17 protein-coding genes are annotated in these 19,106 nt (G+C 62.8%); 14 read left to right on the top strand and 3 right to left on the bottom strand.

Going from position 1 to position 19,106, the window contains the following annotated elements:
- Positions 1-38 precede the first annotated feature (38 nt).
- The 11 genes from H351_RS27250 (at position 39) to H351_RS27200 (ending at position 11,666) form a co-directional block, all read left to right on the top strand.
- Positions 39-956 carry a 3-oxoacyl-ACP reductase gene (locus tag H351_RS27250; protein ID WP_007734334.1) on the top strand — a complete coding sequence of 306 codons (918 nt, stop codon included), beginning with the start codon at positions 39-41 and terminating at the stop codon, positions 954-956.
- A 502-nt stretch (positions 957-1,458) separates the two neighbouring features.
- Positions 1,459-2,223: an MlaE family ABC transporter permease gene (locus tag H351_RS27245; protein WP_003945687.1), complete on the top strand. Its 765-nt coding sequence runs from the start codon at positions 1,459-1,461 to the stop codon at positions 2,221-2,223.
- 64 nt (positions 2,224-2,287) lie between these two features.
- Positions 2,288-3,139: an MlaE family ABC transporter permease gene (locus tag H351_RS27240; protein WP_003945759.1), complete on the top strand. Its 852-nt coding sequence runs from the start codon at positions 2,288-2,290 to the stop codon at positions 3,137-3,139.
- Positions 3,140-3,150: 11 nt separating this feature from the next.
- A complete protein-coding gene (locus H351_RS27235) occupies positions 3,151-4,335 on the top strand; it encodes an MCE family protein (protein WP_003945815.1) in 1,185 nt (394 codons plus the stop codon).
- Positions 4,335-5,354, top strand: a complete 1,020-nt coding sequence (locus H351_RS27230; protein ID WP_019746999.1) for an MCE family protein — start codon at positions 4,335-4,337, stop codon at positions 5,352-5,354. The genes H351_RS27235 and H351_RS27230 overlap by 1 nt, the downstream gene beginning before the upstream one ends.
- Positions 5,351-6,409: an MCE family protein gene (locus tag H351_RS27225; protein WP_003945728.1), complete on the top strand. Its 1,059-nt coding sequence runs from the start codon at positions 5,351-5,353 to the stop codon at positions 6,407-6,409. Before H351_RS27230 ends, H351_RS27225 begins: the two co-directional genes overlap by 4 nt.
- Complete coding sequence (locus tag H351_RS27220; protein WP_019747000.1) at positions 6,406-7,710, top strand: MCE family protein; 1,305 nt, start codon at positions 6,406-6,408, stop codon at positions 7,708-7,710. Before H351_RS27225 ends, H351_RS27220 begins: the two co-directional genes overlap by 4 nt.
- A complete protein-coding gene (locus H351_RS27215) occupies positions 7,710-8,957 on the top strand; it encodes an MCE family protein (protein ID WP_007734342.1) in 1,248 nt (415 codons plus the stop codon). The genes H351_RS27220 and H351_RS27215 overlap by 1 nt, the downstream gene beginning before the upstream one ends.
- Positions 8,954-10,348, top strand: coding sequence for an MCE family protein (locus tag H351_RS27210; RefSeq protein ID WP_019747002.1), 1,395 nt, complete (start codon positions 8,954-8,956; stop codon positions 10,346-10,348). The genes H351_RS27215 and H351_RS27210 overlap by 4 nt, the downstream gene beginning before the upstream one ends.
- Positions 10,348-11,136: a hypothetical protein gene (locus tag H351_RS31605; protein ID WP_029254526.1), complete on the top strand. Its 789-nt coding sequence runs from the start codon at positions 10,348-10,350 to the stop codon at positions 11,134-11,136. The genes H351_RS27210 and H351_RS31605 overlap by 1 nt, the downstream gene beginning before the upstream one ends.
- Positions 11,133-11,666, top strand: coding sequence for a twin-arginine translocation pathway signal (locus H351_RS27200; RefSeq protein WP_019747004.1), 534 nt, complete (start codon positions 11,133-11,135; stop codon positions 11,664-11,666). The genes H351_RS31605 and H351_RS27200 overlap by 4 nt, the downstream gene beginning before the upstream one ends.
- Before the next feature lie 89 nt (positions 11,667-11,755).
- Here H351_RS27200 and H351_RS27195 read toward each other — a convergent pair whose 3' ends face one another.
- Positions 11,756-13,219 carry an alpha,alpha-trehalose-phosphate synthase (UDP-forming) gene (locus H351_RS27195; protein ID WP_020906320.1) on the bottom strand — a complete coding sequence of 488 codons (1,464 nt, stop codon included), beginning with the start codon at positions 13,217-13,219 and terminating at the stop codon, positions 11,756-11,758.
- Positions 13,220-13,322: 103 nt separating this feature from the next.
- Positions 13,323-13,499, bottom strand: a complete 177-nt coding sequence (locus H351_RS32355) for a hypothetical protein (protein WP_019747006.1) — start codon at positions 13,497-13,499, stop codon at positions 13,323-13,325.
- A 152-nt stretch (positions 13,500-13,651) separates the two neighbouring features.
- On the opposite strand from H351_RS32355, the gene H351_RS27190 reads away from it, so the two are divergent.
- Together H351_RS27190 and H351_RS27185 are read left to right on the top strand one after the other, a co-directional pair.
- Positions 13,652-15,406 (top strand): ABC transporter ATP-binding protein, encoded by a 1,755-nt coding sequence (locus H351_RS27190; protein WP_080908962.1) that lies wholly within the window; start codon positions 13,652-13,654, stop codon positions 15,404-15,406.
- Between the two features lie 11 nt (positions 15,407-15,417).
- Positions 15,418-17,205: an ABC transporter ATP-binding protein gene (locus H351_RS27185; protein ID WP_372588540.1), complete on the top strand. Its 1,788-nt coding sequence runs from the start codon at positions 15,418-15,420 to the stop codon at positions 17,203-17,205.
- Between the two features lie 44 nt (positions 17,206-17,249).
- Here H351_RS27185 and H351_RS27180 read toward each other — a convergent pair whose 3' ends face one another.
- Positions 17,250-18,185, bottom strand: a complete 936-nt coding sequence (locus tag H351_RS27180; protein ID WP_007734348.1) for a methionyl-tRNA formyltransferase — start codon at positions 18,183-18,185, stop codon at positions 17,250-17,252.
- Positions 18,186-18,295: 110 nt separating this feature from the next.
- On the opposite strand from H351_RS27180, the gene H351_RS27175 reads away from it, so the two are divergent.
- Positions 18,296-19,099, top strand: a complete 804-nt coding sequence (locus H351_RS27175; protein WP_020906324.1) for an alpha/beta fold hydrolase — start codon at positions 18,296-18,298, stop codon at positions 19,097-19,099.
- The last annotated feature ends 7 nt before the right edge of the window (positions 19,100-19,106 follow it).

Raw genomic sequence — 19,106 nt, 5'->3', positions numbered from 1 at the left:
CTCGACACACGACCGCAGAGAACCGGGAGAGCGCTTCGATGAATGCTGTGAACAGCCCAGAAACCAGTCTCGAAGGCAAGGTCGCCATCGTGACCGGTGCCGGATCGGGGCTCGGAAAGTTCGAGGCCATCGGTCTGGCGAAGGCCGGTGCGTCGTTGGTCGTCAACGATCTGGCCCCGAACGAGGCCGTCGAAGCAACGCTCGAGGAGATCCGCGGTCTCGGCGCCAAAGTCGAATTCGTGGCAGGCAACGTCGGTGAGCGTTCTACCGCCGACGCACTGATGGAAGCAGCGCAGGGGCAGTTCGGCAGTGTCGACATTGTCGTCAACAATGCCGGCGTCGTGCGCGACCGGATGCTGTTCAACATGTCCGACGAAGACTGGGATCTGGTACTCGAAGTTCATCTTCGCGGCCATTTCCTCCTGTGCCGCAACGCCGCTGCCTACTGGCGGGCGAAATCCAAGGAAGCCGGGGCGCCGGTGTACGGGCGCATCGTCAACACTTCTTCGGAGGCGGGCCTTCTCGGACCGGAAGGGCAGCCCAACTACGGCGCTGCAAAAGCCGGAATCACGGCGCTGACGTTGTCGGCCGCACGTGGGCTCTCGCGCTACGGCGTTCGGGCCAACGCGATCTGCCCGCGGGCACGGACGTCGATGACCGAAGGTGTGTTCGGTGACGCGCCGGCCGACGGCATCGATCCGCTCTCGCCCGAGCATGTGGCATCGCTCGTCTCGTACCTGGCGTCACCGGCGGCCGACGCCGTCAACGGTCAGGTATTCGTGGTGTACGGACCGATGGTTGCGCTGATGGCGGCGCCCGTCGTCGAGCAGCGGTTCGACGCAGAGGGAGATTCCTGGTCGCCGGAAACGCTGTCCGCGGTGATGGGTGACTACTTCGCCGACCGTGACCCGGCAAAGATGTTCTCGGCATCGGCGGCCCTGCGCGCGTTGGGCTGATCGACGGGTCTGATTCTCAGGTGCGCGACACGTAGAACCGTTGTTCACACTTAGACGGTCTACGTGTCCACTTCCTGGTAGAAATAGCGTGTTCACGAGTCGGTGGGCGCGGCACTCTGCCTGCGTTCTACAACGAGACCAACGGTCTCGAAAAAACTCGACTGTGTTCCAATTTTGCATTCCTGTGAACGATGCGATATTCGATCGACGTGCCCGGTCAAGGCTGGCGCGGTAGCAGGGTCTCGATCCGGCGCCGATAAGCGCTGATCATTCAAAAGTATTAATTTCCAGGATATTTCGGCGAAATTCGCACCGAAAAGGGATGCTTCCCATGGCCCGAACCTTCGGGTTTCGGATCGTCGCCGTGAGGCTACTTCTTAGAGTTGGACACTTGTTTTTGACAGGTGAACACGTTCTAGTTAATATGACCTGAGTCACAAGCTGTCGGGGGCTGGACTATGAGAACAGACAGTACTGCGGCAACCAAGGACGAGGAGGGCGAATGGTAGACCTCGTCGAGGTGCCATTACGAGCGGTCGGTGGCTTCTTTCAGATGTCCGCCCAAACCTTGAGGGCAGTCTTCTCCCGCCCCTTCCAGCGTCAAGAGTTCATCGATCAGGCCTGGTTCGTGGCGCGAGTCTCGATGGTGCCGACGGTGCTGGTCGCAATCCCGTTCACGGTGCTGGTCAGCTTCACCATCAACATTCTCTTGCGCGAGATCGGTGCAGCCGACCTCAGCGGTGCCGGAGCTGCGCTCGGTACCGTCACACAGGTCGGCCCCATCGTCACCGTGCTGATCGTCGCCGGCGCCGGCGCAACCGCCATCTGCGCGGACCTCTCGGCCAGAACCATTCGCGAAGAGATCGACGCCATGAAGGTGCTCGGTATCAATCCGATCCACCGGTTGGTCGTTCCCCGGGTGCTCGCGTCGACGGGAGTGGCGCTGCTCCTCAACGGACTGGTCTGCACCATCGGCATCCTCGGCGGTTTCGTCTTCTCCGTGTTCATCCAGGACGTGAATCCCGGCGCCTTCGTCAACGGCATCACACTGCTCACCGGATTCGGTGAGCTCATGCTCTCCATGGTCAAAGCAGGACTGTTCGGCATGATCGCCGGCCTGGTTGCGGCCTACCTCGGACTCAACGTCAAGGGCGGCGCCAAGAGCGTCGGTGACGCGGTCAACCAGACCGTCGTGTTCGCGTTCATGGCGCTCTTCGTCGTCAACGTGCTCATCACGACCATCGGTATCAAGTTGACGGCCGGATGAGGCACACGGCAGTCGGAGAGATCGAAGTGGACAGAACGACGAACGACGGACGGGAGGAGATCTGATGGCGTTGGCCGCAGCGGGGCGCTTCCCGCGCACACGTCGACAGATCGGCTCGATCTCTCGCAGTATCGACAGCATCGGTGATCAAGCGCTGTTCTTCGCGAAGGCTCTCGGTCACGCTCCCAAGGCGCTGATGCGTTATCCGCGTGAAACTCTGCGACTGATCGCCGAGATCAGCATGGGCACCGGTGCGCTCGCCGTCATCGGTGGCACCGTCGTGATCGTCGGATTCCTGACGCTGTTCACCGGTGGCACCATCGCCGTTCAGGGCTACAGCTCGCTGGGCAACATCGGTGTCGAAGCACTGACGGGCTTCTTCGCCGCCTTCATCAACGTTCGCATCGCAGCGCCGGTCATCGCCGGAATCGGCCTCGCCGCGACCATCGGCGCCGGCTCCACCGCGCAGCTCGGTGCGATGCGCGTCTCCGAAGAGATCGACGCCCTGGAGACGATGGCGATCCCGTCGATTCCGTATCTGGTCAGCACCCGCGTCATGGCCGGCATGATCGCGATCATCCCGCTGTACTCCCTGGCGGTGATCGCGTCGTTCGTCGCCAGCCGCTTTGCGACGGTGTTCCTCTACAACCAGTCCGGCGGCGTGTACGACCACTACTTCACGACCTTCCTGATACCCACGGACATACTGTGGTCGTTCGCCCAGGCGATAGTCATGGCGCTGGCCGTCATGCTCATCCACACCTACTACGGCTTCAACGCAACCGGTGGCCCGGTCGGCGTCGGTGTCGCGGTGGGTAACGCAGTGCGCGCCTCGTTGATCGCGGTCGTCACGGTCACCCTGCTCATCTCACTCGCCATCTACGGCGGGTCCGGCAACTTCAACCTGTCGGGATAGGCGGGCAAGCGATGACCGTACCCAGATGGCACAAGAAGTTGGCCGCAGCCGGCCTGGTCCTCGGACTCGTGGCGATCGTCGCCGTTGCTCTCACCATGTTCTCGGGTGGGTTCACCAAGAGCACGCCCATCACCGTGACGTCCACGCGTGCCGGCCTGGTCATGGAACCGAATGCCAAGGTGAAGCTGCGCGGAGTGCAGGTCGGCCGCGTCGAATCGATCTCCCTCGTCGGCGACCAGGCAAACCTGAAGTTGGCGATGGATCCGGGCCAGATGTCGAAGATTCCGTCGAACGCCCGGGTGGAAATCAAGACCACCACGGTGTTCGGTGCGAAGTACGTCAACATCGTGATTCCCGACGATCCGTCGACCCAGCCGATCCAGGAGGGTGCTGTCATCGCCTCGGACAGCGTCACCGTCGAGTTCAACAGTGTCTTCGAACATCTTTCGGACGTACTCGCGAAGATCGAACCGGAAAAGCTCAACGCCACACTCGGCGCGATCTCCACTGCACTCAACGGGCGCGGCGAGTCGCTGGGTGAGGTTCTCGAGCTCGGTGACACCTATCTGAAGAAGATGAATCCGGTTCTGCCGCAGCTCCAGGAAGACTTGGTCGGCGCCGCCGATGTCACCAACCTGTACGCCGACGTGGCACCGGATCTGATGCGCATCCTCGACAACGCCACCGCGACAAGCGGATCGATCGTGGCGGAGCAGGCAAACCTCGACCTGCTGTTGCTGAACGTCACCGGCCTCGCGGACACCGGCAACGCGTTGTTGACCGACAACGAGCAGAACCTGACCACCGCCCTCGACACTCTGACCGCGACGACGACCCTGCTCGACAAGTACTCGTCGGGTCTGACGTGCTTCATCGTCGGGTTGAACGACGGCCGGATCAAGTTCGAGCCACTGGCAGGCACCGGGGACAAGGCTGCACTGATGCTGAGTGCGAGCTTCATGTACGGCGCCGAGGCGTACCAGAACCCGCAATCTCTCCCCAAGGTCGCGGCCTCCGGTGGACCCAATTGTTATGGTCTGCCCGAATTCGATCCGAAGGTCGACGGGCATGCCCCGTTCGCAGTCACCAACACCGGCAACGTGCCTTTCGTTCCCAACACCGAACTGCGCGTCACCGTGCCGACCATTTTCCAGTATCTCTTCGGTGACTCCTACGAGCAGGAAGACGGGAAGTGATGAGACCGACCACGGTCAAGCTGCTGATTTTCACCGTCGTCATGGCGGTCATCTTCGCCGGACTGGCGATCGTCTTCAGTCAGGTGCGCTTCAGCAGCAGCAACGGATTTCACGCCACGTTCTCGGACGTCTCGGGACTCAAGTCCGGCGACAAGGTACGTATCGCCGGTGTTCCGGTCGGGTCGGTCACCGGAGTGTCCATCGGTGACTCCAACCAGGCCGAGGTCGAGTTCGACGTCGATACCAAGTACTCACTGATGAAGAGCACCAAAGCGACTGTGCGCTACGAGAACCTGGTGGGCGACCGCTACATGGAACTGCTCGAGGGCGCTGGTTCCACCGAGACGCTTTCGTCAGGTGGATCGATTCCAGTCGACCAGACGTCGCCCGCGCTCGATCTGGATCTGCTGCTCGGCGGATTCAAGCCGCTGCTTCGCTCTCTCGACCCCCAGCAGGTCAACGACCTCTCCGGGGCCCTGCTCCAGGTACTCCAAGGTCAGGGTGGAACATTGGTTTCGCTTCTGGGAAACACCAGTTCGTTCACCAGCACGTTGGCGGACCGAGATCAGCTGATCGGGGACGTCATCACCAACCTCAACGACGTACTCGGCACGATCAACGACAAGGGTGATCAGTTCTCCACCACGATCGATCAGCTCCAGCAGTTGGTCAGTGGATTGGCGAAGGACAGTGGCCCGATCGGTAATTCGATCACCGAGATCGCCGGCGCGACCGGAGATCTCGCATCGCTGCTGCAGGCGACACGTCCGGACATCCAGACCCTGATCGGGGAGACCAACCGAACGATGACGCAGCTGGACCTGGGCAAGGACGACATCAATACCGCGCTCGGTCGTCTGCCGTCCGACTACCGGAAGCTGATCCGAGTGGGCACGTACGGAGCGTTCTTCCAGTTCTATCTGTGCGCCAACACTTTCAAGTTCTCCGGACCTGACGGAACGACGATCATCTTGCCCACGGCAGTCCAGGACACGGGAAGGTGCGCAAAAGTCTCATGACCCCTACCCGTGAACGCAATCCGGTACAGATCGGTGTCATCGGTCTCGTCCTGGCGGTGGCAACCGTGGGTGCCGCGCTTCAATACGATCAACTCCAGTTCATCAACGGCGGCATTCGCTACTCGGCGTATTTCCAGGATGCCGGCGGCCTGGTCACCGGCGACGACGTCACCATGGCCGGCGTGAAGGTCGGCAAGGTCAGCGACGTCGAACTCGACGACCAGAAGGTGCTGGTCACCTTCACCGTTCAGGACGGCGTCGCCCTGGGCGAGCAGACCGCGGCCGACATCAAGACCAACACGGTTCTCGGCCGAAAGTCGTTGGCGGTGCGGCCGGAAGGATCCGGACTGCTGCGCACGGACACGCCGATTCCGGTGGAACGCACCAACTCCCCGTACTCGCTCAACGACGCTCTGGGTGACCTCGGTACCACGGTGTCCGAACTCGACACGGAACAGATCAACGATTCGCTCAACGCGATCTCGGACACGCTGGCCGATACTCCGCCGGAACTTCGCACCGCGTTGGACGGAATGACGCGGCTTTCGCAGAGCATCAACTCACGCGACGAGAGCCTGCTCCAATTGCTCTCGCGGGCCGAAGATGTCACCAAGATCCTCTCCGACAGAAGCGGTCAGATCGATTCGTTGCTGGTTGACGGCAACAAGCTGTTTGCCGAACTCAGCTTGCGGCGTGACGCGATCAGCGAACTGATCGTCAACACCGGTGCAGTCTCACGTCAACTGTCAGCGCTGGTGCAGGAGAACGAGGCTCAGATGGGGCCGACCCTCGAGAAGCTGAATTCGGTCGCCGAGGTTCTTCAGCAGAACAAGGACAACATCGCCGGGGCGCTCGACGGCCTCGGACCTTACATCACCGCGCTCGGCGAGACCGTGGCCAGCGGCCCGTTCTTCGATGCCTTCATCATCAACATTCTGCCGAGTAACTGGTGGAAGACCTTGGTGGACACCAGCGTCGCGCCCGAGCAGGTTCCGGGCGACCTGGAAGACTTCTTCCCCGGCATTCCACCGACGATCAGGGGGCCGGGAGAATGACCGAGACCATGACTTCACAGGATTCACAGGGCTCCACCAACCCACGCAAGAAGTGGGTGCTGATCGGAGCGGGTGTGCTGGTCGCGCTGCTCGTGGCGGGTGCGGCCTACCTCTTCATCCCTGGCCTGGGCAAGACCAAGATCTCCGCGCACTTCGTCTCGACGACAGGTCTCTACGAGGGCGACGTCGTGCGAGTGCTCGGTGTCAACGTCGGCAAGGTGACGAAGATCGAACCGCGTGATCGGGACACGTACGTCGAGATGAAGATCGACTCGAGCGTCGACGTTCCGGCAGATGCCAAGGCGCTCATCGTTGCTCAAAGCCTCGTGTCCGCACGCTTCGTGCAATTGACCCCCGTGTACTCCGGCGGGGAACAGATGCCCAACGGCGGCGAGATCCCGATCGAGCGCACCGCCGTTCCGGTGGAGTGGGACGAGATCAAGACCGAACTGACCAAACTGTCGGACGCCCTCGGACCGGAGGGTCTGGACGATCAGGGTTCCCTCGGCCGATTCATCGACACCGTCGGAACGAACCTCGACGGTAACGGTGAGTCCATTCGGTCGACGCTGCGCGAACTCTCGGCCACGATGCACACGCTGTCCGAAGGCCGGACCGATTTGTTCTCCACCATTCGGAACCTGCAGGCGTTTGTCACTGCCTTGTCCTCGAGCAACGAGCAGATCGTGCAGTTCAGCGGTCACCTCGCTTCGGTGACAAGCGTTCTCGCAAGCAGCTCCGACGAGTTGGGCACCGCCCTCAGCGATCTCGACCTGGCGGTGGGCGACGTTCAGCGGTTCGTCAAGGACAACAGCGAGGGACTGAGCGAATCGGTCGCGCGTCTGGCCGATGCCACCCAGGTACTGACTGACAAGCGCCCGGAGATCGAGCAGGTTCTGCACTCCGGACCGACGTCGCTTGCCAACTTCTATCAGATCTACAAACCGGCTCAGGGCAGCATGACCGGCGCAATTGCACTGAGTAACTTCAAGAATCCAATCCAGTGGATCTGTGGTTCCATCGAAGGCATCGACAGTGGTAACTCCCAGAACAGTGCCGACCTGTGTAAGCAGTACCTCGGGCCGGTGCTCAGCACGATGATCGGCAACTACCCCGGATTCCTGTTCAACCCGGTCGCGGGCGTGCAGGCTTTCCCGGATCAGATCGTCTACACCGAACCGGGATTGGAAGCGGCAAGTCAGAATCAGCCGGAAACCGTCGCAGGACCGATGTCAGGTGCTCCCATGACGAGTGTTCCCAAGGATCTCGCCGAACTCTTCAACATGGGCGGAGGGAACTGATGCGGGTAGCTCGCAAGACCACGGTTGCCGTGTTGGCCACGGCAGTGGCACTCGGCGCCAGCGGTTGTGAATGGAACGGTCTCAACTCTGTGCCGATGCCAGGAACTCAGGGCCGGGGCGAAGGCGCATACGAGGTCCAGATCGAGATGCCGAACGTGACTACGCTGTCGCAGAATTCGCCCGTCCGGGTGGATGACGTTGCAGTGGGAAGCGTTTCGAACATCGAGGTTCAGGGTTGGCACGCTCTGGTGACGGTGTCGCTGAATCCCGAGGTTCAGTTGCCTGCCAATGCGACGGCAAAAATCGGCCAGACCAGCTTGCTCGGCTCTCAGCACATCGAGTTGGCGCCGCCGGTTGGAGAAGAGCCCGAGGGCCGACTCGAAGCCGGTGACCTGATTCCGATCGAGCGGGCGGGCGCTTACCCGACGACGGAACAGACGCTGTCGTCGCTGTCCGTTGTTCTCAACGGCGGCGGTCTCGCTCAGGTTCAGGACATCACGAAGGAACTCAACGCCGCTCTCGGTGGGCGTGAAGATTCCGTTCGAGACCTCCTGCCTCAGCTCGATCAGCTGGTCGGAAGTCTGGACAAGCAACGAGGCGACATCGTTTCGGCGATGGAAGGACTCGATCGACTGTCCTCGACCGTCCAGGCACAGCACGACACCTTGAACAAAGCGCTCGAAGGTATTCCGCCGGCACTCGAGATTCTTGTCGCTCAGCGTCAGGACATCACCAACGCGTTGACCTCCCTCGGTGGTCTCAGCGAGGTGGCGAGCCGTGTCATCCAGGAGAGCGGCGACGATTTCGCGACCAACGTTCGGGCCCTTTCGCCGACTCTGAAGGCCTTGGCGGATTCGGGTAACGCTCTCACTCAGGTTCTCGGAGTCCTCTTGACGTTCCCGTTCCCACAGAACGGAATCGACAACGTCATCCGCGGTGACTACGCCAACCTGGCGATGACCATCGACATCTCGCTGCCCCGACTCGACGCGAACTTCCTGACGGGAACTCCGTTGGCGGGAACACTCTCCGGCCCGGAAGGTGTGTTGGGTAAGCAGGCCGGGCTCGCCGGACAGACAGGCAACCCGTTGAGCGATCCGCTCAAGCCTGCCGCACCGCCGGCCCAGGCTCCCGCCGGACAGGCTCCCGCTGCGCAGGCCCCGGCAGCGGATCCGAATACCATTCAGATTCCGGGACTTCCGCCGATCAACATTCCAGGACTTCCTCAGGGGGCACCGGCACCATGATGCTCACAAAGTTCGTCCGTATCCAGCTCACCATCTTCGCCGTCTTGACGGTCGTCGGTTTGATCGTGATGGCCACTCAGTACGTGCGTGTTCCGGCGATGGTCGGTATCGGCCGTTACGACGTCACTGTCGAATTGCCCGCCACCGGTGGGCTGTACAAGAACTCGAACGTCACCTACCGCGGTCAGACCATCGGTGTCGTGAACGCGGTGGAGCTCTCGGAGACGGGTGTGAATGCGCGACTGTCTCTCGAGAGTGGCGTCAAGGTTCCGTCGGACGTCGATGCTGCGGTCAAGAGTGTGTCGGCGATCGGCGAGCAGTTCGTCGACCTGATTCCGCACACCGACAGCTCCGGAGCGATCGTGGTCGACGGGCATCTGGAAAACGGATCGGTGATTCCCGAAGACCGAACCAGCATTCCGCAGGATGTCGGCGCGATGCTCGATCAGGCAGATCTGTTGCTGCAGAGCATTTCCGACACCAAGCTCAAGACCGTCATCGACGAATCCTTCAAGGCGTTCAACGGTGCCGGCCCGGATCTGCAGAAGCTGATCGACTCGGCTCGGCTGTTCGTCGAGGAGGCGAACAACAACTCCGACGCGACCAAGACGCTGATCGAGCAGGCCGGTCCACTCCTGGACACTCAGGTGGTCAGCAGCGACGCCATCCGTTCCTGGACAAGCAATCTGGTGACGTTCACCGACCAGCTCCGAGCCAGCGACCCTGATCTGCGTGCCGTCATCCAGAAGGGTCCGGCCGCAGCGGCGGAGGCGAATGCTCTTCTGCAAGACATGCAGCCGACATTGCCGATTCTTCTGGCGAACCTCGTGTCCGTCGGACAGGTCGGCGTGATCTACAACAACGCGATCGAGCAGATTCTGGTCATCTACCCGCCGCTGGCCGCAGCGCTGGTCACGGTGGCAGGCTCCGGCCCGGCTGCGGATGGTGCACTGGTGGACTTCCACATGGAGGTCAACGACCCGCCGCCGTGCACTACAGGATTCCTGCCCGCAGAGCAGTGGCGCAGTCCGAAGGACGAATCACCGATCGAGACGCCGTCGGATCTCTTCTGCCAGGTTGCCCAGGATTCGCCGATCGCCGTGCGCGGCGCGAGAAACCTTCCCTGCGAGGAGTATCCGGGACGTCGTGCGCCGACGGTCGAACAGTGCCGTTCCGGCTACGTACCGATGGGCACGAACCCGCAATCCGGGCCTCCGGAACCGATTACCGCGACCCCGAGCTCGTACACGTCGACGCCTTCGGTCTCGGCTCGTCGGTACGATCCGATTACAGGCACGTACATCGGGCCGGACGGAAGGACGTACTCGCAACCGAACCTCGGTGGCGGCGACGTCAGTCTCGAACAGTTCATGAAGGGTCAGCAGGGTTGATGACAGACGAAGATCCACAGGCCGGGCAGCGGGTGCGCCGTCGCGCGTCCCGCAGCGCCGGACCCACGGGTGCGGATGCAGACGCTGCCGCGGTAGTAGTGCCCACCGAAAAGAAGTCGGCCGAACAGAAGCCAGCCGAGCAGAAGGCGGCTGAGCAGAAGGCGGCGGCGCCAGTTGCTTTGGGCAAGCCCGATACTCCACCTGAGAAGGTCGTCAGCGGTGATCAGGTCGCGACCAAGGCTGAGCCGACCGGCGCCGCCGAAACCCCCGCAGAAACTGCTGTGGACACCCCTGTTCGTTCGAAGCCCAAGGCCGGGTTGGTAGTCGGGATCGCCGTTGCTTCGGTGATCGCTGTTGCTCTTGCGGCCCTGACGGTGTTTCTTCTCGTCGACCGGAACAAGGCGTCCAATGCCGACGAGGACCGAGCGCGCTACGTGGCCGGTGCCCGGACCACCGCACTGAATCTGACGACACTGCACGCGGATACAGCGGCTGCCGACCTCGACAAGTTCCTCGCCGGCACCACCGACGAGTTCAAGTCGCAGTTCGACGGACGCAAGGATTCGTTTGTCAACGTCCTCGGGCAGGCCGGAGTTCAGACCGACGGCGAGGTACTCGAAGCCGGGTTCGAGAAGTCCGACGGCGATTGCGGGACTTCATTGGTCGCGGTGCGTGCGATGCAGAAGAACGGCGACGAAGCGCCCGCTGAACGCAACTACCGACTCCGAATCACCATGTGCGACGTCGACGGGCAGTTGCTTGCCTCGAATGTGGAGTTTGTGCCATGACCCCAGAAGTAATCCCCGAGACGTCCAAGCCCAAGCGTGTCTCACCGCTCGCCATCGTTCTGTGCGTCATCAGTGCAGTGGCCATCGCGTTGGCGGCAGTGTCGGCGTATCTCTACTTCGGTCCGGGTGGAACGCGTGACATCGCGGCGATCGATCAGACCAGAGACGAAGTGGCACAGGCCTCTTCCGATCAGGCGGTTGCGATGTTCCAGTACGACTACAACAACGTCGACCAGCAGTTGCACGCGGCCACAGACGGTTTGACGGGCGATTTCCAGGGCACGTTCACCAACCTGATCGAATCGGTGATCATTCCGGGAGCCAAGGAAAAGTCGCTGACCGTTCAGGTAGTCGTCCAGGGCGCCGCGGTTCTCGACGCCGAGGCGGACAGTGCGACGACGATGCTGTTCCTCAATCAGATCACTACGTCTTCGGAGTCACCCGAAGCCGTCGCCAGTGGTAGTCGCGTCAAGATGAGTCTGGAGAAGCAGGACGGGCGTTGGCTCGTGAACAACGTCCAACCCTTCTGATCAAACACACCAAGGGCTGGATCCGGCCATGAAACAGGCTGGGGCCGCGGAGATTCACTCTCCGCGGCCCCAGCCTTTGTGCACTGTCCTCAGTGGTCTTGTGCTTCGGCCGGGGCGATCAGCGCCGGACCTGCGGCACCGCCGTGCGCGAGCGCGTCGAGGAACGAGCGTGCCCAGCGGTCGACGTCGTGGGTCAGGACCTGACGACGTAGCGCACGCATGTGGCGTCGGCCGTCCTCTCGCGGTTGATTGAGGGCCTTCTCCATCGAATCCTTGACGTCGTCGAGGTCGTGGGGATTGCACAGGAAAGCCTGGCGGAGTTCTGCTGCAGCGCCGGTGAATTCGCTGAGCAGCAATGCGCCGCCCAGATCACTGCGGCAGGCGACGTACTCCTTGGCGACCAGGTTCATACCGTCACGCAGCGGTGTGACCAGCATGAGGTCGGCAGCGACGAAGAACGCGACCAGTTCGTCGCGGGGGATCGGCCGATGGATGTAGTGGACGACGGGGCGACCGACTTCGCTGAACTCGCCGTTGATCCGGGAGACCTTCTGCTCGATGTCTCCGCGCATCTGTACGTAGCTTTCGACACGTTCGCGGCTCGGGGTCGCCAACTGCACCATGACCGTGTCGGCGGGATCGATGCGCTTCTCCATGAGAAGTTCGTGGAGTGCGGCGAGCCTGACGTCGATGCCCTTGGTGTAGTCGAGGCGGTCCACGCCCAGCATGATGTGCTTGGGGTTTCCGAGTTCTTTGCGAATCTGCTTGGCGCGGTCTCGAATTGCCTTGGTGCGTGATAGCTCGTCGAGCTTGCCGGAGTCGATGGAGATGGGGAATGCACCGACGCGGACGCTACGGAAACCTACTTGCACCACACCGAGTTTGGAGCGGACGCCGACGGTTCCGCGTGAAGTCTGCTGTCCGGCAAGGCGTCTGGCCAGATAGAGGAAGTTCTGTGCGCCACCCGGAAGGTGGAAGCCGATGAGGTCGGCGCCGAGGAGGCCTTCGACGATCTCGGTGCGCCACGGCATCTGCATGAACAGCTCGACCGGGGGAAACGGAATGTGCAGGAAGAATCCGATGGTGAGGTCGGGGCGCAGCATCCGCAGCATCTTCGGTACCAACTGCAGCTGGTAGTCCTGGATCCAGACGGTTGCGCCCTGAGCCGCTGCCTTGGAAGTGGCTTCGGCGAACCGCCGATTCACCTCGACGTAGGCGTTCCACCATTCGCGGTGGTACTCGGGTTTGACGATGACGTCGTGATAGAGCGGCCAGAGGGTGGCGTTGGAGAACCCCTCGTAGTACTCGTTGATCTCCTCGGCGCTCAGCGGCACGGGGTAGAGCTCGAGTCCGTCTTCGACGATGGGGTCGAGATCGGCGTCGGGCACGCCCGCCCAGCCCACCCACGCGCCCTGATTGCTGCGCAGGATCGGCTCGAGAGCGGTGACCAGTCCACCGGGGCTTCGCTTCCAGCGGGTGGTGCCGTCGGGAAGCCGTTCCAAGTCGACGGGCAGGCGGTTCGCTACGACGACGAACTCAGCCTGCCCGGACACGGTGTCACCGGTCGAAGAAGCAAGTGCGCTGTCAGAAAGGGTTGAACTGGTCGAATCCGGACTGACAGGCACGTGGTTCCTTCTCGGTCGGTGAGGGAAAGATTCAGTCGAGCTTGGCGGCAGGAGAGATACCGAGCATCGAGAGCAGCATCCTGCACTCGTCGGCATCCTCCGCGTACGCAGCGACAACGTGCTGCGCCATGCGCGCTGTTTCCTCGGCGACGGTCTCGATTTCCTCGTCCGCGATCTCGGTTTCGACGGTCGTGTTCTCAGCCATCATGTTCCTCTCGTGCTTGCCTGCACGGCGCAAGCAATGTTTCTTACTCGCGACTCTATGAGAACTGGGCGTGTCGACGCTAGTTGCTCATGTATTAGGGTCGACTTACTTATCTCTGTACTCACTTTATCGCTTCCACCGATGCTTGGAGTTCCATGAGTTCGACCCCCTCGAGTGTGACCGTCGACTCGGACGAGCCCGATAGTGGCAATCACAGCGGTGCTGCGATTTTGCGACGCGTCCTCGTCCGCAACCGTCGCCCGCTCGCTATCGGCACGGTTCTGGTCTGTCTGCACCAACTGACCGAGACGGCGGTGCCGATCTCCATCGGTGTGATCATCGACCGTGCCGTGGAGACTTCGGACACCACGGCCCTGATCGTCTCCATCGTCGGCCTCGCGGCTCTGTTTCTCGTTCTGACGGCCGCGTGGCGCTTCGGTGCACGCTTCATCGTCACCGCGATGCAGCAGGAGGCGCATCGCCTCCGGCTCGAGGTGGCGCACCGCGTCCTCGATCCGCGCGGGGTGCGAACCGATCTGCGTTCAGGTGAACTGCTGACTGTTTCGACATCGGACGCCGAGCAGACTTCGTGGATCGCGGACATCGTCCCGCGCGCGGCTGCGGCCCTGACGGCTGCGGTCGCGTCGGCCGTGGCGTTGGTGTGGATCGACCTCTGGCTGGGATTGGCCGTTCTGATCGGAACGCCGGTCATTCTCGGTCTGCTGCAGTTGGCGGCGCCGCTCATCACGTCGAGGGCCACCGGTCAGCAGGCGTCGATCGCGCGGGCGTCCGCGATGGCTACCGATCTGGTCAGCGGATTGCGTCCACTGCGCGGTATCGGTGGTGAGAAGACCGCGTCGGCACGTTATCGCACAGTCAGCCGTCAGGCGCTTGCGTCGACGATCGGCACGGCCAAGGCGACCGGTATCTACACCGGCGTTGCCGCGACCGTCAGTGCGTTGCTCGCGGTCGGTGTTGCGGGCTTCGCCGGATACTTCGCTTTGCAGGGCCGGATCACGGTCGGTGAACTGATCACCGTGGTGGGGCTTGCGCAGTTCATCATCGAACCGCTCGGATTGCTTGCGTCCATTCCCGGATACTTCGCGGTGGCGCGGGCGTCGTCGGATCGACTGGCATTGGTCTTGGACGCGGAGCCACTGCGGGGCGCGGGTTCGCAGACCGAACTCGAAGGCACCGACCTGACCCTCGACGGCGTCGAGTACAAGTCGCTCAAGGGCATCGACTTGCACCTGCCTGCGGGAGAACTGCTGGGCGTCGTGGCTTACCAGCCGCAGGACGCCGACGCTCTTGTCGCGGTCCTGTCCGGTCAGCTGGCTCAGGGCGCGTATCGCGGAGTGGTGAGGGTTGGCGGAATCAGCCTGTCCGACATGGACTTGCGATTGGCGCGTCGGACGGTGTTGGTGGAGCCGCACATCACCGATCTGTTCTCCGGGTCCCTCGCCTCGAACGTCACTGCGGGCGCCGGCGATGCCGCTGCTCTCGACATCCAGAGCGCTCTGGCAGCGTCGGCAGCGGCGGATGTCGTCGACGCACATCCGGACGGTCTCGACCTCGAAGTGACCGATCGAGGCGCCAGTTTGTCGGGAGGTCAGCGACAACGCGTCGCCCTCGCGCGCGCCTTGGTGGCACAGGCACCCGTGATGGTCCTGCACGATCCGACTACGGCAGTGGACGCGGTAACCGAGGCGTCTATCGCCGAAGGAATCGCAGAACTGCGGCACGAGGGTGCCGGTGGCATCCACACGACGGTATTGATCACCAGCAGCCCCGCCTTGTTGGCTGTGACGGATCGAGTGATCGTCTTGAACGACGGAGTGATTGCCTCGATCGGCACACATTCCGAACTCTCTCGCGGCGACGCGAACTACCGAGGAGCGGTGCTGCGGTGACGGCCACGGACATGACAACCGATATGCCGGCCGGGGAGAACGCCGAGAAGGTGACCGAGCGCGAGCTGTTGCCGATCGCGGGTGGTCGACAGACCTGGAAGTGGTTGCGAGCAGCGCTGGCCGAACACCGGATGCAGAGCCTGTTGGTCCTGATCGTCGCGGCTTCGGCGTCGGCGATGGCCTTGGTGCCGATTTACGTATTCGGTGTCCTGGTCGACCGGGTCCGGGACAACGCGCCCACGTCGACGATCGTCGGGGTGGTCGTGATCATCGCCGCCGCCGCAATCGTGGGCGGTGTGTTCACCGGTGTGGCCGCCTATCTGATCAAGCGACTCGGCGAGACGATTCTGGCGGACCTGCGCGAGCGAACCGTGGACCGGGCACTGCGCCTCCCGATCCAGACCGTCGAGAAGGTCGGCAAGGGCGATCTGCTCTCACGAGTCGGCGACGACGTGTCGGTGATCGCCAAGGCCGTGTCCGACGTGGTTCCCGGCATGATCGCAGCAGTTCTGCTCGTGGCTCTGAGCATGGTGACCATGCTGGGACTCGACTGGCGCCTCGGCCTCGCCGGAATGGTCGCGCTGCCGATGTACGCGCTGGCGCTCAAGTGGTACCTGCCGCGATCGGCTCCCATTTACGCTGCCGAGCGGGTAGCGATGGGCGCTCGTTCACAAGCGCTCATCAGCAGCCTCCAGGGTGCCAAGACGGTCCGCGCGTACAGCCTCGAGAAGGAACACCTCGGTCAGATAGATGCGGCGTCGGCAAAAGCGCGTGATCTGGCCGTCGGCGTGTTCGGCCTGTTCACGAGGTTCGCCGGTCGCGGTAACCGCGCCGAATTCGTGGGCTTGTCCATGATTCTCGTCGTCGGATTCCTGCTGGTCCGTGAGGACGTCGTGACAGTCGGCCAGACGACGACTGCTGCTCTGCTGTTCCATCGCCTGTTCAACCCGATCGGCTCGCTGCTCTACACCTTCGACGAAGTGCAGTCGGCCGGCGCCAGCCTCGCGCGACTGGTCGGCGTCGTCGAGATCGAGGAAACGGAGCCTTCGACGGATGCAGGTTCCGTTCCGGCCGACGGTTCGCTGCGTCTGGACGACATTCGGCACAGCTACGACGGTGGCCATGAGGTTCTCCACGGAGTGACTCTCACCTTGCGAGCGGGGGAGCGCGTGGCGCTCGTCGGTTCGACCGGAGCCGGAAAAACGACGCTTGCGGCGATCGCTGCCGGTTCGATCACTCCGACGTCGGGGCGGGTGTCGATCGGTGGTGTCCCGCTTGCCGACCTCGACGACCTACGACGCCACATCGCGATCGTGAGTCAGGAGGTCCATGTCTTTGCCGGACCCTTGATCGAGGATCTGAGATTGGCCGCTCCCGAATCCTCGGACGAGGACGTAGCCGCGGCACTGCGGACGGTCGGCGCGTACGAGTGGGTGGAGGCTCTCGACGAGGGAATGCTGACCGTCGTGGGCGAAGGCGGGCACGAGATGACGGCGGCACAGGCGCAGCAGTTGGCTTTGGCGCGACTGGTATTGGCCGACCCGGCCGTCGCGGTACTGGACGAAGCAACAGCGGAGGCGGGCAGCGCCGGAGCACGGGAACTGGAAGCGACTGCCGAAGCCGCTACGGAGGGCCGCACCACTCTGGTTGTTGCACACCGGCTTACACAGGCCGCGGGCGCCGACCGAGTGATCGTGCTCGAACACGGACAGATCGTAGAAGAAGGCCCGCACCGCGAACTGGTGTCCGCGGGCGGGCGTTACGCACAACTGTGGGCGGCCTGGGAAGGTCGCGACTGAGGGGTTTGTACTGGGGTTTGTACTGAGGGGGTCTGATCAGACGATCAGGTGAGGTACCCGCCGCCGTGGGGGAAGAACTCGGCGGCGGTGTACTCGCTGCCGTCGTCGAGTCGGACGCGCTCGATCCGCAGTCCCTTGTTCTTGCCCGACCATGCGTCGGGGCCCGCGACGATCACCATGCCGTCATCTTCTTGAATGAACACTCGGCCGGGGGTTCCTCCGTAGTGCCCGCGTGAGACGGACGCCTTCAGGATGCGGATGCGCTGGCCCTTGAACTCCGCGAAAGCGTTGGGGTACGGATCGGACTGTGCCCGGACGAAACGCTCGATGACCTCCGCCGGCCAGGACCAGTCGACGTGGCTGTCCTGCGGTGCACGCTTGTGGAAGAACGTGGCCTGCGATCGGTCCTGCGGCGTCCAGTCGGTCCGCCCGGACGCGATCAGATCCAGGGCGTCGAGTGTGATGGGGCCGATCATGTCGATCGTGCGGTGGAACAGATCGGTGACGGTGTCGGTCGGGCCGACCGTTGTCGATCGCTGCAGCACGATGTCGCCCGCATCGAGTTCCTCGTCCATCAGGTGCGCCGTGAGGCCGACTTCTTCTTCGCCGTTGATCAGAGCCCAGATGAGCGGGGAGAATCCCGTGTACTTGGGTAGCAGCGAATCGTGGATGTTGAGGGTGCCGTACTTAGGTGCGTCGAAGACCTCCGCCGGCAGCCAGGTACGCCAGTTGTTGGCGACGATGATGTCGGGAGCTGCTTCGGCCAGCGCGGCTTTGAAGGCGTCGTCAGGCTTGTTCGCCACGTGAACGGGTACACCGTTCTCGGCCGCCAGATCTGCAACCGAGTCCGCCCACATCTGTTCGTAGACGTGCTCACTCTTCGGGTGTGTGATTGCCAGCACGACCTCGTGATCGGAGTCGATCAAGGCCTGCAGGGTACGGTGGCCCCAGGTTTGGTATCCGAGCGTAGCGACTCTCAACGGGGGTCCTCCTGGACGAGCATGGGCTGGGGTTGCGGTCACACGACCGCCCATCAGCTTAGGCTATCCAACCAAAATTGTTGATCACACGTACGAGGAGGAAGGCTGACATGACGGTCGCCACAATCAACGGAATCCCCATCAATTACCAGGTCAAGGGTGATGGAGATCTGGTGGTGCTCATCATGGGGACCGGCAGCCCCGGCCGCGTCTGGGATCTGCACCAGACCCCGGCGCTGGTGGCCGCCGGCTACCGAGTCTGCACCTTCGACAACCGCGGAATCGCACCGTCCGGCGAGAGCCTCGGCGGCATCACGATGCCCGACATGGTTGCGGACACCGCCGGACTGATCGAGCACCTCGGTGGCGGCCCCGCCCATGTCATCGGAACCTCGATGGGCGCCCGGGTGGCGCAGGAACTGACGCTCGCCAGGCCCGATCTGGTTCGCAAAGCAGTGTTCCTCGCCGGCCACGCCCGGATGGATCATTTCCAGCAGGTCCTGACCGAGGGTGAGCGCCAGTTGTTCGACAGTGGCGTCGCTCTGCCGGCCAAATACCGTGCCGCAGTGACCGCGGTGATGAACCTTTCGCCGGCCACGCTGGCAGACGATCACTCCGCGCGCGACTGGATGGATATCTTCGAGTTCACCGGCGGCGCAACGTCACCGGGTGTTCGCGCGCAGCTCGGTATGGACCGCGCCTTCGATCGACGGGGCGCGTACAAGTCGATCATGCGCCCCTGCCTGTCCGTCGCTTTCGCCGACGACCGCATGATCCCGCCCTACCTCTCCCGCGAGGTGGCGGACTGCATCGCGACGGCGTCGTTCGAAGAGATTCCCGACGCCGGACACTACGGGTACCTCGAGCGTCCGGAGGCCGTGAACAAGGTGCTGATCGACTTCCTGGCGAAGTAGTTTTCCG

Source organism: Rhodococcus erythropolis R138 (assembly GCF_000696675.2).
In the GTDB taxonomy this organism is placed as follows: domain Bacteria; phylum Actinomycetota; class Actinomycetes; order Mycobacteriales; family Mycobacteriaceae; genus Rhodococcus_F; species Rhodococcus_F erythropolis.
The sequence above is the reverse complement of the archived record's forward strand: the minus strand, read 5'-3'. Positions and strand labels throughout refer to the sequence as shown.